11 protein-coding genes and 1 pseudogene are annotated in these 14,019 nt (G+C 70.6%); 5 read left to right on the plus strand and 7 right to left on the minus strand.

The genetic code is table 11. The annotated features are described in order from the left end of the window. Positions 1-115: 115 nt before the first annotated feature. Together ABZ565_RS32810 and ABZ565_RS32815 are read right to left on the minus strand one after the other, a co-directional pair. Positions 116-2,749, minus strand: coding sequence for an ABC transporter permease/substrate binding protein (locus ABZ565_RS32810; protein ID WP_361035168.1), 2,634 nt, complete (start codon positions 2,747-2,749; stop codon positions 116-118). Then, complete coding sequence (locus ABZ565_RS32815; RefSeq protein WP_361035252.1) at positions 2,742-3,809, minus strand: glycine betaine/L-proline ABC transporter ATP-binding protein; 1,068 nt, start codon at positions 3,807-3,809, stop codon at positions 2,742-2,744. The genes ABZ565_RS32810 and ABZ565_RS32815 overlap by 8 nt, the downstream gene beginning before the upstream one ends. 320 nt (positions 3,810-4,129) lie before the next feature. Between ABZ565_RS32815 and ABZ565_RS32820 the strand changes: the two genes are divergently transcribed. The 3 genes and pseudogenes from ABZ565_RS32820 to ABZ565_RS32830 form a co-directional block, all read left to right on the plus strand. Further along, positions 4,130-5,038, plus strand: coding sequence for a 5'-3' exonuclease (locus ABZ565_RS32820; RefSeq protein WP_361035255.1), 909 nt, complete (start codon positions 4,130-4,132; stop codon positions 5,036-5,038). Positions 5,039-5,117: 79 nt separating this feature from the next. Continuing rightward, on the plus strand, positions 5,118-5,960 hold the full coding sequence (locus tag ABZ565_RS32825) for a siderophore-interacting protein (RefSeq protein WP_361035171.1): 843 nt from the start codon (positions 5,118-5,120) through the stop codon (positions 5,958-5,960). Between the two features lie 247 nt (positions 5,961-6,207). After that, positions 6,208-6,798 (plus strand): annotated as a pseudogene (locus ABZ565_RS32830) (hypothetical protein); the annotation flags it as partial. On the opposite strand, the gene ABZ565_RS32835 reads toward ABZ565_RS32830, so the two are convergent. Further along, positions 6,710-7,441: an ABC transporter permease gene (locus ABZ565_RS32835; protein WP_361035174.1), complete on the minus strand. Its 732-nt coding sequence runs from the start codon at positions 7,439-7,441 to the stop codon at positions 6,710-6,712. The pseudogene ABZ565_RS32830 and the gene ABZ565_RS32835 overlap by 89 nt on opposite strands. Positions 7,442-7,483: 42 nt before the next feature. Between ABZ565_RS32835 and ABZ565_RS32840 the strand changes: the two genes are divergently transcribed. Further along, on the plus strand, positions 7,484-8,131 hold the full coding sequence (locus tag ABZ565_RS32840) for a fasciclin domain-containing protein (protein WP_361035177.1): 648 nt from the start codon (positions 7,484-7,486) through the stop codon (positions 8,129-8,131). Between the two features lie 182 nt (positions 8,132-8,313). Beyond that, positions 8,314-8,760, plus strand: a complete 447-nt coding sequence (locus ABZ565_RS32845) for an SPW repeat protein (RefSeq protein WP_199879164.1) — start codon at positions 8,314-8,316, stop codon at positions 8,758-8,760. A 77-nt stretch (positions 8,761-8,837) separates the two neighbouring features. On the opposite strand, the gene ABZ565_RS32850 is transcribed toward ABZ565_RS32845, so the two are convergent. Genes ABZ565_RS32850 through tatA form a run of 4 tightly spaced genes read right to left on the minus strand, consistent with a single transcriptional unit; the run spans position 8,838 to position 13,941 of the window. Beyond that, positions 8,838-11,672 (minus strand): DEAD/DEAH box helicase, encoded by a 2,835-nt coding sequence (locus ABZ565_RS32850; protein WP_361035181.1) that lies wholly within the window; start codon positions 11,670-11,672, stop codon positions 8,838-8,840. Positions 11,673-11,716: 44 nt separating this feature from the next. Further along, positions 11,717-12,637: a diacylglycerol kinase gene (locus tag ABZ565_RS32855; RefSeq protein WP_361035184.1), complete on the minus strand. Its 921-nt coding sequence runs from the start codon at positions 12,635-12,637 to the stop codon at positions 11,717-11,719. 17 nt (positions 12,638-12,654) lie between these two features. Then, positions 12,655-13,605 (minus strand): twin-arginine translocase subunit TatC, encoded by a 951-nt coding sequence (tatC, locus tag ABZ565_RS32860; RefSeq protein ID WP_361035187.1) that lies wholly within the window; start codon positions 13,603-13,605, stop codon positions 12,655-12,657. Between the two features lie 51 nt (positions 13,606-13,656). Beyond that, positions 13,657-13,941: a Sec-independent protein translocase subunit TatA gene (tatA, locus tag ABZ565_RS32865; protein WP_361035190.1), complete on the minus strand. Its 285-nt coding sequence runs from the start codon at positions 13,939-13,941 to the stop codon at positions 13,657-13,659. Positions 13,942-14,019: the final 78 nt, after the last annotated feature.

The raw sequence follows: 14,019 nt of genomic DNA on the forward strand, positions 1-14,019 counted from the left end.
CAGGTCGACCGAGGAGGTGAGGTCGTTGACGCTGGTGAGGACGTTGGTCACGGACGCCGTCGGCGTGACCCACCCCTTCACAGGTTGCGGCCCTGGTGGGGGCCGGTGACGGCTCCTACTGGGGGGCCATCTTGTCCGCGATGCCCGGGTTCTTCTCCATCCAGGCCCTCACGGCTTCCTCTTCGTGCCCTGTACCGAGCTTCTGGATCTGGTTCTCCAGGCCGGCGAGCTGGTCCTCGCTCAGCTTGAAGTCCTTGAACCACTTCGTCAGCCGCGGGTAGTTCTCCGGGAACTCCTTGGAGGCGATGGTGTGCAGCCGGTCGCCGTCACCGAATGCCTTCTTCGGGTCCTGGAGCTTGGTCATCCCGTACTCGCTGTACGCCCAGTGCGGGGTCCACAGCAGGACGGCGATGGGCTCCTTCTTGGCGTACGCGCGCTTCAGCTCGGCGAGCATGCCGGGCGTCGAGGAGTCGACGACCTCGTACGCGTCGTCCAGACCGTAGGCCGGGAGCACGTTCTTCTTGAGGTTCTCCATCGTGGCGGTGCCGGGCTCGATGCCGATGATCCGGCCCTTGAACTCCGACGCCTTGCCCTTGAGGTCGGCCAGGGACTTCACGTCCTTGACGTAGTCGGGCACCGCGACCTCGATGGAGGTCGGGCCGTACCAGGAGCCGATGTCGGTGAGCTTGGAGCCGTACGTGTCCCAGTAGTTCTTCTGGGTGAACGGGAGCCAGCCGTCGAACTGCACGTCGATCTGGCCGCGCGACATCGCGGTGTACATGGGACCGACCTCGAACTGCTTGAGGTTGATCTTGTAGCCCCGGTCCTCCAGGACGGCCTTCCACAGGTAGGTGGCGGCGATGTCCTCCTCCCAGGGGAACCAGGCCATCTCGACCGGGCGGTCGCGCTCGTCCTTGCCGTTCGCGCCCTTGGCCGGGGCGGACTTCCGGACCGGGGTCCACTTGTCGGCGACGTCCGGGTTGGCCTTCAGCCAGGTGCGGACGGCCTCCTGCTCCTTGCCGGAGCCGCTCTTCTGGATCTGGGCCTCAAGGCTGGTGAGCTGGTCCTCGCTCATCTTGAAGTCCTTGAGCCACTTGCCGACCTCGGGGTTGTCGCCGGTGAAGCCCTTGCGGGTCAGCGTGTGGATGCCGTCGCCCTTGCCCCAGAGGTTCTTGGGGTCCTTGAGCTTGGTCAGCTCGAACTGGTTGTACGCCCAGTGCGGTGACCACAGCGGGACGACGATCGGTTCCTTCTTGGCGTACGCGCGCTTCAGCTCGGCCAGCATGGACGGCGTGGAGCCGTCGACGACCTTGTACTCCTTGTCCAGGCCGTAGCCCGGCAGGATCTTGTCCTTCAGCAGGCCCATCTCGCCGGCGCTCGGCTCGATGCCCACGATGCGGCCCTTGAAGTCGGACGCCTTGCCCTTGAGGTCGGTCAGGGACTTCACGTCCTTGACGTAACCGGGGACGGCCAGCTCCAGCGAGGTGGGGCCGTACCAGGAGCCCATGTCCTCCAGGCGGTCCTTGTACTTCTTCCAGTACGTGGCGTGGGTGACCGGCAGCCAGGAGTCGGTCTCGAAGTCGATCTGGCCGCTCGCCATGCCGGTGTACAGCGCGCCGGCCTCGTACTGCTTGACGTCGACCTCGAAGCCGCGGCGCTCCAGCAGCTCCTTCCACAGGAAGGTGGAGGCGATGCCCTCGTCCCACGGGATGTAACCCATGCTGATCTTCTTGCCGGCGCCGATCTTCGCCGTGTCGGAGGCCGTGGCGGCCTCGTCGTCGGAGGAGCCGAAGACGCCCATGCCGCCGGCGACGAGCGCGAGGGCGACGACACCCGCGACGGCGACGACGGGCTGCGGGCGGTGGTGCCAGATCTTCAGGCCGCCGGCCATGGACTGCGCCTTGGCGAGCGCGCGGCGGGCGAGCGGGGAGACCTCGCGGCCCAGGGCGCCGGTCATCCGGTCCAGGTACATGGCCAGGATGACGATGGAGACACCGGCCTCGAAGCCCAGGCCGACGTCGACGTTGCCGATGGCCCGGTAGACGGAGCCGCCGAGGCCGCCGCCGCCGACCATGCCGGCGATGACCACCATGGACAGGCCCAGCATGATGACCTGGTTGATGCCCGCCATGATCGTGGGCAGGGCCAGCGGCAGCTGGACCCGCAGCAGCGTGTTGCGGGACGTCGTGCCGAACGCCTCGGCCGCCTCGACCAGCTCGCCGTCGACCTGGCGGATGCCGAGTTCGGTCATCCGGACGCCCGGGGGCAGCGCGAAGATGATGGTGGCGATGATGCCGGGAACGACACCGACACCGAAGAAGATCACGCCGGGGATCAGGTAGACCATGGCGGGCATGGTCTGCATGAAGTCCAGGACCGGCTGGGTCACCGCGCTCACCGTCTTGGAGCGGGAGGCCCAGATGCCGAGCGGCACGGCCAGGACCAGCGTCACGATCGTCGCGACGAGCACCAGCGTGAGCGTGTCCATCGCCTCGTCCCACAACTCGACGGAGTCGATGAGGGCGAAGCCGGCGAACGCGAGGACCCCGGCGAGCAGACCGCGCAGCCACCAGGCGATGACGGCGACGATGCCCGCGAAGAGCAGGGGCGCGGGAGCGGAGAGCACGGCGGCGATGCCGTCGAACATGCCGCTCACGACGGAGCTGATGAAGTCGAAGAGCCAGGAGAGGTGGTTCTGGAGCCAGTCGACCGCGGAGTCGACCCAGTCGCCGAGAGGGAGCCTAAACACCGGCCACCTTCTTCAGCGAGGCCGGGGCGGCGTCCTGGGGCGCCGACGCGGGGGTCATCGGCTCGCCGAGCACGGCGAGGAGCCGCTCGCGGGGCACGACGCCGAGGAGCTTGCCCTTGTCGTCGGTCACGGCGACCGCGACCCGGCTCTGCGAGCAGGGCGTGAACAGCTCGATGATCGGCGTGGACTCGGTGACCGTGGCCGGGGCGGCCCGCAGCACGTCGTCGGTGCTCCGGATCTCCTTGCCCTGGTCGCAGAGCGTGCCCATGACGGTCTCCGTCTCGGCCATGATCGCGCCGGCGGTCAGCACCCGGGAGCGGTCGACGTCCTGGGTGAACGAGGCGACGTAGTCGTTGGCCGGCGTGACGAGGATGTCCTCGGCGGTGCCGAGCTGGACTATCTCGCCGTCGCGCATCACGGCGATGCGGTCGCCGAGGCGCATGGCCTCGTTGAGGTCGTGGGTGATGAAGACGATGGTCTTCTTCAGCCGCTTCTGGAGCTCCAGGAGCTGGTCCTGCATGTCGCGGCGGATCAGCGGGTCGAGCGCGCTGAAGGACTCGTCCATCAGGAGCAGGTCGGCGTCGGTGGCGAGCGCGCGGGCGAGGCCCACGCGCTGCTGCATGCCGCCGGACAGCTCGTCGGGCCAGGACTTCTCCCAGCCGGCCAGGCCGGTCAGCTCCAGGGCCTCGGTGGCGCGGCGGTGGCGCTCGGCGCGCGGAACGCCCTGCACCTCCAGTCCGTACGCGGCGTTCTCCAGGACGCTCCGGTGGGGAAAGAGCGCGAAGTGCTGGAACACCATGCTGATCTTGGTGGAGCGGACGTGGCGGAGTTCGGCGGGGCTCAGGGCGGTCAGGTCCTGGCCGTCGAAGAGCACCTGGCCGGAGGTGGGCTCCAGCAGGCCGTTGAGCATCCGCAGCAGGGTGGACTTGCCCGAGCCGGACAGACCCATCACGACGAAGATCTGGCCCGGTTCGACGGTGAACGATGCGTCGATCACCGCTGCCGTGGTTCCGTCGGCGCGCAGCGCGTCGCGGCCGGTGCCGCTCCGCAGCTTCTGCACGGCTTGATCGGGTCGTCTGCCGAACACCTTGTACAAGTGCTCGGCTTGCAGCCTGGACACATACACCTCACGCGTTGAACCGAGAACGGTCTGCCACCCCCGTCGGCAGACCGTGGAGCGGCACGGATTCCGTCCGCATGGCACGTGCACTGGTTGAAAATGCGACGTGGTCCGCTCCGATACCGCGCCTGCCCCGGCTTATCCGGAGCAAACACAAGAGTGACCTGGATCACATGAAAGGGTCTGGTTTTCCGGGAACCGCGTCCGCGGCGGCCACTGTCGGTGCCGTGCGGCATCATCGGCGTGTGACGCGACGCCTGATGCTCCTCGACACCGCTTCCCTCTACTTCCGCGCCTACTTCGGTGTGCCCGACTCGGTGCGCGCGCCGGACGGCACCCCGGTCAACGCCGTGCGCGGACTGCTGGACTTCATCGGCCGCCTCGTGCAGGACCACCGGCCGGACGACCTCGTCGCCTGCTGGGACGCGGACTGGCGGCCGCAGTGGCGGGTCGACCTCATCCCCACGTACAAGGCGCACCGGGTGGCGGTCGAGACCGGGGCGGGCGAGCCCGACGAGGAGGAGACTCCGGACACGCTGGCCCCGCAGGTTCCGGTCATCGCGGACGTGCTGGACGCGCTGGGCATCGCCCGGGTCGGCGCCGAGGGGTACGAGGCGGACGACGTGATCGGCACGCTGACCGGGCGGGCGGCCGGCCCGGTCGACATCGTCACCGGCGACCGGGACCTGTACCAGCTGGTGGACGACGCCCGCGGGGTGCGGGTGCTCTACCCGCTGAAGGGGGTCGGCACGCTCCAGGTGACGGACGAGGCGTGGCTGCGCGAGAAGTACGGGGTGGACGGCCCCGGGTACGTGGACCTGGCGCTGCTGCGCGGTGACCCGAGCGACGGGCTGCCGGGGGTGCCCGGGATCGGCGAGAAGACGGCGGCGAAGCTGCTGGACGCGTTCGGTGACCTGGCCGGGATCATGGCGGCCGTGGACGACCCCGCGGCGAAGCTGACGCCCTCGCAGCGCAAGCGGCTCGACGAGGCCCGCGCCTATGTGGCCGTCGCTCCGAAGGTGGTACGGGTCGCCGGTGACGTACCGCTGCCGGAGTTCGACCCGGCGCTGCCCGCCGCGCCGCGCGATCCGGCCGCCCTCGACGCGCTCGCGACCCGGTGGGGGCTGGGCGGAGCCCTCCAGCGCCTCCACTCCGCACTGCAGCCCTGAGGTGTTAAGTTAGGTGACCCTAAGGGTGATCTCGGCATCGGTCGACGGTCTCCAATTCCGGCAGCAGGGAGCAGACCTCGTGGCAGAACGACCGGAGCGGCGGGCACCCAAGGCTCAGGGGGCGCAGGTCCTGCGCACCGAGCAGATCACCCCGCACATGATCCGGGTGGTGCTCGGCGGTGACGGTCTCGCCGACTTCGCGCTCGCGGGCTTCACCGACCATTACGTCAAGCTCTGCTTCGCCCCCGAGGGCGCGGACTACGCCCACCCCTTCGACGTGGCCCGCATCCGCGAGGAGTACCCCCGCGAGCTGTGGCCCACCACCCGTACCTACACGGTGCGTTCCTGGGACCCGGCCACCCGGGAGCTGGCGATCGACTTCGTGGTGCACGGTGACGAGGGCCTGGCCGGCCCCTGGGCGGCGGGCGCGAAGCCGGGCGACCAGGTGACGTTCCTGGGCCCCGGCGGGGGTTACGCCCCCGACGCCTCGGCGGACTGGCACCTGCTGGCGGGCGACGAGAGCGCGCTGCCGGCCGTCGCCGCCGCGCTGGAGCGGATACCGGCGGGTGCGGTGGTGCGCGCGTACGTCGAGGTGGCGGACGCGGCGGAGGAGCAGAAGATCGCCACACCGGACGGCGTGGCGGTCACCTGGCTGCACCGGGCCGGCCGCCCGGTCGGCGAGGCGCTCACCGAGGCGGTGAGGGAGCTGGAGTTCCCGCCCGGCCAGGTCCAGGCGTTCGTGCACGGCGAGGCGGGCTTCGTCAAGGAGATCCGCCGCCACCTGCGCCTTGAGCGGGGGATCCCGGCCGCCCAGCTGTCGATCTCCGGCTACTGGCGGCTCGGCCACGACGACGAGGCATGGCGCTCCGTCAAGCGCCAGTGGAACGAGCAGGTGGAGCGCGAGCAGGAGAGCGCGGTCTAGGCCCTGACGCCGCCCGGCAGACGAGAATCCGACGGCAGGGCCTGGCCTTCGCCTCGGCGTACGACCCGCGCTGTGCCCCGGTCCGGCGGACCGGGGCACAGCCGTGTCGCGGCTCAGCCCCGGGCCGCCTCCGCCCCTCCCCCGGCCTCCTCCGGCGCCCCGCCCCCGGGCGCCCCGTCCTCGTACGCGCGCGCCGACGCCTCCGCGTGGGCGAGCCGCCGCAGCGGCCGGCCGCCCGGCCGAGCACCTGGCCCTCGCCGGGGCCGGTTTCGGCTTCCTGATGACCCGGCCCACCCCGGAGCAGCGGGCGGCGGACCGGCGGGGCGCGGCCGATGTGATCGGGGCCCATGCGGTCGGTGTGCCGGACAGCGGCCCTTCGATGCCGTTCACCGGGTGGTCGACGACCGGGGGCGATCTGCGCGTCCCCCACTTCGTGGGCATGCACGCGCTCCAGGCCCTCCCGCTGTTCCTGCTCGCGCTCGTGGCGCCGGCGCCGCGGGTGCCCCGGCTGCGGGACGCGCGGGTGCGGCTGCGTCTGGTGCGGGTGGCCTCCTGCTCGTACGGGATGCTCGTCGCGCTCGTGCTGTGGCAGGCCTTGCGCGGCCAGCCGCTGATCCACCCGGACGGCGCGACCCTCGCCGCTGCCGCGGTCCTCGCCGCCGCCACCGCCGCCGGGACGTACGCGGCGCTGCGTCCGGGCCGGAAGGGGACTCCCGGCCCGGACGGCCGAGCGGTGGACGGGCCGACCGTCAGACGGACTTCTGGTACGAGCGGAACGTGCGCGTCGACAGCGCCACCGCGGCCAGGGCGAGCAGCAGCAGTCCGCCGCAACGGGTGACGACCAGCTGCCGGTCGGGATCGGCACCGAGGGCGGAACGCCCGGCCGCCATGGCCCAGTTGACCGGGTTGAAGGCGGCGATGTCCCGCATCCAGCCGGGCATCTGGCTCGGTGCCATGAAGGACGTGGACAGGAAGGTGAGCGGCAGCAGCAGGAAGGTGTTGATGCCGATGATCGACTCCCGCTCCCGCACGATCATGCCCACGGCGTTCGAAAGCGCACCGAAGACCGTGCCGAGCAGCACCGAGGCGACGATCAGGACCAGCAGGCCGGCCGCCCCGCCCGGATAGCCGGCGCCGGCCGCCCGGCCGAGCACCAGGATCACCACGGACTGGGCGGTGGTGGCGATGCCGTTCTGCACGACGTTGGCGTTCATCAGGGCGTTCCGGCTGACCGGCGTGGTCAGGAAGCGGTTGAGCGTGCCGCGCTCGATCTCCTCCAGGGTCCCCATCCCGGCCCACATGCTCGACCCCAGCGCGCTCATCACGACGATGCCGGGGACGAGGTAGTCCAGGTAGGAGGTGGTGCCGAAGCCGCCGAGCTCGACCACCTCGGTGGTGGTCGACGTGTCCTGACCGGCGCGGCCCCGCCGCCTCCCCCGATACGCGCGCCGCCCGCCGGGGCCGCTCGTACCCCTAGCCAACTACCATGCGTAATCGATCAGTTACTCAATCAGGAGAACATCATGAAGGCCATGCACGCCCGCCGCGCCGCCGTCGCGCTGTCCGCCGCGCTCGTCCTGCCGCTGGCCCTGACGGCCTGTTCCGACGACTCCAAGGACAGCGCGTCCGGGTCGAGCGCCAGTTCCGCGAAGGCCCCGGCCTCGCCGTCCGCCGAGAGGTCCATGGACACGGACAAGCCGTTCGGCCCGGCCTGCGCCTCGGTCCCGAAGAGCGGAGCGGGCTCCTTCACCGGCATGGCGCAGGACCCGGTCGCCACGGCGGCCTCGAACAACCCGGCCCTGTCCACCCTGGTCACCGCCGTCAAGAAGGCCGGCCTGGTCGACACGCTCAACAACGCGCAGAACATCACGGTGTTCGCCCCGACCAACGACGCCTTCGCCAAGATCCCGAAGGCCGACCTCGACAAGCTCCTCGCCGACAAGGCGGCCCTGACCAAGGCCCTCACTTACCACGTGGTGGGCCGGAAGCTGACGCCGGAGCAGCTGGAGAAGGGCTCGTTCGAAACCCTGGAGAAGGGCGAGCTGACGACCTCGGGCCCGGACATGACGTACACCGTGAACGACTCGTCGGAGGTCGTCTGCGGCAACGTGCCCACGGCCAACGCCACGGTCTACATCGTCGACACGGTCCTGATGCCGCCCGCCGCGTGATCACGTTCCTCGCGGCGGGCCACCGGGTCCGCCGCGAGGGCCGGTGCGGATCTCGCGGACATCAAGTCGCCCCAAACCTGCACATAAGCGACAGATAAGAGCAGAATGGTCAGTGCGGGCCGCTTCCCGCGTGTGGCGGTGACCGGGTCCGCATGATCCATGATCCGAAGGGGACGAAACTGATGTCGAACGTCTCGCACGTCGGCCACGACATGGCCGGACACCCCGATGCACCGGAAATGAGCGACCGCTACGCACGCGTGATGGGCGGCCGTGACGTGGCGCTCGTGGACGCGCCGGTCTTCCTGGTCGGCCTCTACTGCGCCGTGTCTCCGTGGGTGCTGCACTTCACCACGTCGCAGTCCGCCCTGGTGACGCACAATCTGGTCATGGGCATCGCGATCGCCGTGCTCGGCCTCGGGTTCACCGCGATGCCGCAGCGGATGTACGGCCTGAGCTGGGCCATCTGCGCCATGGGCGCCTGGATGATCATCTCGCCCTGGGTGGTGGGCAGCAGTCCGGACACCGGCGTCATCCTCAACAACGTCATCATCGGCGGACTGACCGCCCTGCTCGGACTGGTCTGCGCGGGCGCGTCGATGAAAATGAGCCGAGGCGGCCGGTCCTAGCCGGCCCTCCCCGGGGAAGGGGACCCCACACGAAAGCCGACCGGACCCCAGCGGTATCCGGCCGGCTTCCGCGTGTCTCAGCCCAGGGAGCTGTACGCCACCACGCCCCGCAGCACCTCGTCGACCGCCTTGCGGGCGCTCCGGGCCACCGAGCTGTTCTCCCGGGGCGCGGCGGCGGCCACCTGGCCCAGCACGTCGATGACCTGCTTGCACCAGCGCACGAAGTCACCGGCCGGCATGTCCGCCTCGCGCAGCACCTCGTCCAGCGAGCGGCCGGACGCCCACATGTACACCGCCCAGGCGAAACCGAGATCGGGCTCGCGCTGGCCGACCCCCTCCGCCTGGTTGATCTTGAAGTCCTCCTCCAGGGCGTCGAGCCGCCCCCAGATGCGGACCATCTCGCCCAGCGCGGTCCGCGCGGGCCCCGACGGCAGCTTCGGCGCCACCGCGTCGTCGGCCTGCCGCGCCTCGTACACCAGGGCGGAGACGCACGCCGCGAGTTCCGCCGCGTTCAGGCCCTCCCAGACGCCGGCGCGCAGGCACTCGCTCGCCAGCAGGTCCAGCTCGCCGTAGAGCCGGGCCAGCCGCTTACCGTGCTCGGTGACCTCACTGCCGCGCAGGTAGTCCAGCTCGGTGAGCAGGGCCACGATCCGGTCGAACGTCCGGGCGATGGTGTTGGTGCGCCCCTCGATGCGGCGCTCCAGCTGACGGGTGTCGCGCTGGAGCCGGTGGTAGCGCTCGGCCCAGCGGGCGTGGTCCTCGCGCTCGTCGCACCCGTGGCAGGGGTGGGCGCGCAGCTCGGCCCGCAGGCGCGCGATCTCGCGGTCGTCGGCAGCGGGGGCGCGCCCCCGGCGGTGCCGGTCGGGGACGATGTGCCCGGCCTTGGTCCGCAGGGCGGAGGCCAGGTCCCGGCGCGACTGCGGCGAGCGCGGGTTGAACGACTTCGGCACCCGCATCCGCTCCACGGCCTCCACGGGCACCGGGAAGTCGATCGAGGCGAGCCGCTTCACCTGGCGCTCGGCGGTCAGCACCAGCGGCCGGGGCCCGTCGTGGTACTCCATGCCGCGGTGCCCGTGCCCGTTGGTGCGGCCGGCCGGGAGGCCGGGGTCCAGGACGAGCGCGAGGCCGGCGAACTTGCCGGTCGGCACATGGATGACGTCGCCGGGCTTCAGCTTCTCCAGGGACGCGGCGGCGGCGGCCCGCCGCTGGGAGGCGCCCTGCTTGGCCAGCTCCGTCTCCCGGTCCTTGAGGTCGCGGCGCAGCCGGGCGTACTCCTCGAAGTCTCCGAGATGGCAGGTCATGCCCTCGCGGTAGCCCTCCAGGCCCTCCTCGTTGCGCTGGACCTGGCGGGAGATCCCGACGACCGAGCGGTCCGCCTGGAACTGCGCGAACGAGGTCTCCAGGAGTTCGCGCGAGCGGTGCCGCCCGAACTGCTGGACCAGGTTCACGGCCATGTTGTACGAGGGGCGGAAGCTGGAGCGCAGCGGATACGTGCGCGTGCCGGCGAGTCCGGCGAGGGCGCCCGGGTCCATGCCGCGCTGCCAGAGCACCACGGCGTGGCCCTCGACGTCGATCCCGCGCCGTCCGGCCCGGCCGGTGAGCTGGGTGTACTCGCCGGGGGTGATGTCGGCGTGCTGCTCGCCGTTCCACTTGACGAGCTTCTCCAGGACGACCGAGCGGGCGGGCATGTTGATGCCGAGGGCCAGCGTCTCCGTCGCGAAGACGGCCTTGACGAGGCCCCGGACGAACAGCTCCTCGACGATCTCCTTGAACCTGGGGAGCATCCCGGCGTGGTGCGCGGCGATGCCCCGCTCCAGGCCCTCCAGCCACTCGTAGTAGCCCAGGACGTGCAGGTCCTCGGACGGGATGGACGCCGTCCGCTCCTCCACGATCTCCCGCACCAGCCGGCGGTTGTCGTCGTCGTTGAGCCGGAGCCCGGCGTGCAGGCACTGCTGGACGGCGGCCTCGCAGGCGGCCCGGCTGAAGATGAACGTGATCGCGGGGAGCAGCCCCTCGGCGTCCAGCCGGTCGATGACCTCGGGCCGCGAGGGCGTCCAGATCCGGCTGCGCTGGCGCCGCTCACGCTCGCGGTCCGCCTCGCGGATCATCTTGCCGCGGCGGCGGTCGCGGGGGTTGTACCCGCGCTGGTTCTCCATGCGGGCGAGGCGGACGAGGTCGGGGTTGACTTCGCGGCGGCCGGTGCCTCGGCCGCCGTGGTCGGTCTCCTCCTCGAAGAGGTCGTACATCCGGCGTCCGGCCAGCACGTGCTGCCAGAGCGGGACGGGCCGCTGTTCGGAGACGATCACCTCGGTGTCGCCGCGCACGGTGTCCAGCCAGTCGCCGAACTCCTCCGCGTTGGACACGGTCGCCGACAGGGAGACCAGGGTGACCGACTCGGGGAGGTGGATGATCACCTCTTCCCAGACGGCGCCCCGGAAGCGGTCGGAGAGGTAGTGCACCTCGTCCATGACCACGTGTCCGAGGCCGTTGAGCGCCTGGGAGCCCGCGTACAGCATGTTGCGCAGGACCTCGGTGGTCATGACGACGACCGGGGCGTCCGCGTTGACGCTGTTGTCACCGGTGAGCAGGCCGACCTTGTCGGAGCCGTAGCGCCGGGCCAGGTCGGCGAACTTCTGGTTCGACAGGGCCTTGATCGGCGTGGTGTAGAAGCATTTGCGGCCCTGCTCCAGGGCGAGGTGCACGGCGAACTCGCCGACGATCGTCTTGCCCGAGCCGGTCGGGGCGGCGACGAGCACACCCTTCCCGGCCTCCAGCGCCTTGCACGCCTCGATCTGATACGGGTCGAGATCGAAGTCGTACATCTCGCGGAACGGCCCGAGAGCGGTCGCCTGCTCGGCCGCCCGGAGCCGGGAAGCCTGGTAGCGCTCAGCTGGTGAGAGGTCCTCTGTCATCTTGTCCACGAGCCTACCCGCCGCCTCTGACAGTGACGCGATCTTTAATCGCCCATGGTCCGCGCTGCGGGACCGGCCCCCAGCACCCGTACGGCCTTCGGCACGCAGGCGGCGGTCAGCGGGAGGGCGCCGAGCGGTTCGCCGTCCGCGTACGCGGTGACGCCGACGGCTTCGAGGGTGACCGATGAGGCCCGGTGCACGGTGACGACGGGGTGGCTGAGGTGCGTCCCCCTGTACACCCTGGGGAAGACCTTGAGCAGGGTCGTACGGCTGCACTCGCCGACCACCGTGACGTCGAAGAGGCCGTCGCCCATGTCCGCGTCCGCGCAGATGCGCATGCCGCCGCCGTACGAGGTGCCGTTGCCGACCGCGACGAGCGTCGCCCGGATCTCCCGCGCGGGCCCGCCGTCGAGCGTCATGCGGTACGTGACCGGCTCGAAGGCGGCCAGCTCGGCGACGATCGCCAGGTCGTACTTGAAGCGGCCGCCCACCCAGCGCATCCGGTTGCCCCGGTCGTTGACCCGGGAGTCGAAGCCGGAGGCGAGCACGGAGCCGAACCAGCGCTCCCCGGCCCGGCCGAGGTCGGTCTCGCGCACCGGCGCCCGCCCCTTGAGCGCGTCGGCGGCGAGCCGGCCCGCCGCCTCCGGGTCGCGTATCGGCAGGCCCAGGGCGCGCGCGAAGTCGTTGCCGGTCCCCACCGCCACCACGCCGAGCGGGGTGAGCGTCCCGGCGACCGCCTGGAGGGCCAGCGACATGAGCCCGTCCCCGCCGACGGCGATGAGCGCGCCCGTGCCCTCCGCGACCGCGTCCCGCGCCCGTCGCAGCGCGTCACCGGCGTCCTCGCCGAGGATCGTGCGCACGGAGAAACCGGCCTCCCGCAACGCGGAAGCGGCCGGCTGCGCGGCTCGCGCGCCCCGGCCGCGTCCCGCGGTGGGATTGACGAAGAGGGTGATCTCGCTGGTCACCCGGGGACCCTACAAGGTCAGGTGATGTCGTCGTAACCGTCTCGCGCGGAGGACCGTCCGCCGTCGGACTGGCCGGGCAGCGTGGGCGACGCCGACACCTGCTCCATGTCGCCGATGTCCTCGGGGGTGAGGTCCAGCTCCGACGCCTCGTCGTCATCGAGGTCGGCGTCCGGGTTGTTGCGCTTCCGCCGCCGGTCGTTGGCCATGCAGATGCCGAGCGCGATGAAGTACAGCAGCACGATGGGGGCGGCCAGAGAGATCATCGTGAGCGGGTCGCCGGTGGGGGTCGCCACCGCGGCGAAGACGGTGATTCCCATGACCATGGCGCGCCACCAGGAAGCCAGCCGCTTGGCCGTGAGCACTCCGGTGAAGTTCAGCAGGATGAGCAGCAGCGGCAGTTCGAAGGCGAGGCCGAACACGATCACCATGCGCGTGATGATGTTGAGGTAGTCATCGACGGGCAGCAGGTTCGTCGTATGGTCCGGAGTGAAGTCGAGCAGCACCTCGGCGGTCTTCGGCATCAGCACGTAGGCGAGGGCGGCACCGGCCAGGAACAACGGCACCCCGGCGCCGACGAAGGCGAGCGCGTACCGCTTCTCGTGCTTGTGGAGCCCGGGGGCGAGGAACGCCCACAGTTGGTAGAGCCAGATCGGGGTGGCGAGCACCACCCCTGCCATGAGGGAGACCTTGAGGGCGATGGAGAAGGGCGCGACCAGGCCCTGCACCGTCATCTCGGCACACGGATGACCGTTGGCCTGCCTCCTCTCACCATTGGCGCAGCCGACCGACTCCAGGATCGGTTTGATGAGGAAGTGAATCAGGTCCTTGTAGAAGAAGGCCGTGACCGAGGTGATCACGATGATCGCCAGGACCGCGATCATCAGTCGGTTACGCAACTCTCGCAGGTGATCAGCGAGAGGCATCCGCCCCTCGCTGTCCTTCTCCTGCTTGCGGGCAGACTTGAGCAACCCACTTCCCTCGTCTCGTGCGGCGGCTGACGGAAGAACCCGTCAGCGCGGTCAGCTCTGGGTGGTGGGCTTCGCTTCGCTCACCGGGCGGGAGCTGGTGACGTCACCGGGCGCGGCCTGGATCGTACGGGCGGCGGCCTGCTGGGCGGCCGGGTCGGCGGCGGCGTCCGTGGTGGCCGCCGGCTCGTCGTCCTTCTTCATGGCCTTGGCCTCGCTCTTGAGGATGCGGGCCGACTTGCCCAGCGAACGGGCCATGTCGGGAAGCTTCTTGGCGCCGAACAACAGCAGGATGACAGCGATGATCAGAACGATCTCGAGAGGCTTCAGATTGCCCATGGTGTGCTTCCTTCTGGCTGAGGCGGCTGGAGGTGGGCTCGCTGCCCTTGAGTGGCGGATACACGTCCGACTGTTCGC

This window comes from Streptomyces sp. NPDC016469 (assembly GCF_040632905.1).
Taxonomy (GTDB): domain Bacteria; phylum Actinomycetota; class Actinomycetes; order Streptomycetales; family Streptomycetaceae; genus Streptomyces.

Coding starts and splice junctions, on each gene's coding strand:
- ABZ565_RS32850 (WP_361035181.1), bottom strand. CDS start 11,672: ATGACAGAGGACCTCTCACCAGCTGAGCGCTACCAGGCTTCCCGGCTC.
- ABZ565_RS32820 (WP_361035255.1), top strand. CDS start 4,130: ATGCTCCTCGACACCGCTTCCCTCTACTTCCGCGCCTACTTCGGTGTG.
- tatA (WP_361035190.1), bottom strand. CDS start 13,941: ATGGGCAATCTGAAGCCTCTCGAGATCGTTCTGATCATCGCTGTCATC.
- ABZ565_RS32845 (WP_199879164.1), top strand. CDS start 8,314: ATGTCGAACGTCTCGCACGTCGGCCACGACATGGCCGGACACCCCGAT.
- ABZ565_RS32840 (WP_361035177.1), top strand. CDS start 7,484: ATGAAGGCCATGCACGCCCGCCGCGCCGCCGTCGCGCTGTCCGCCGCG.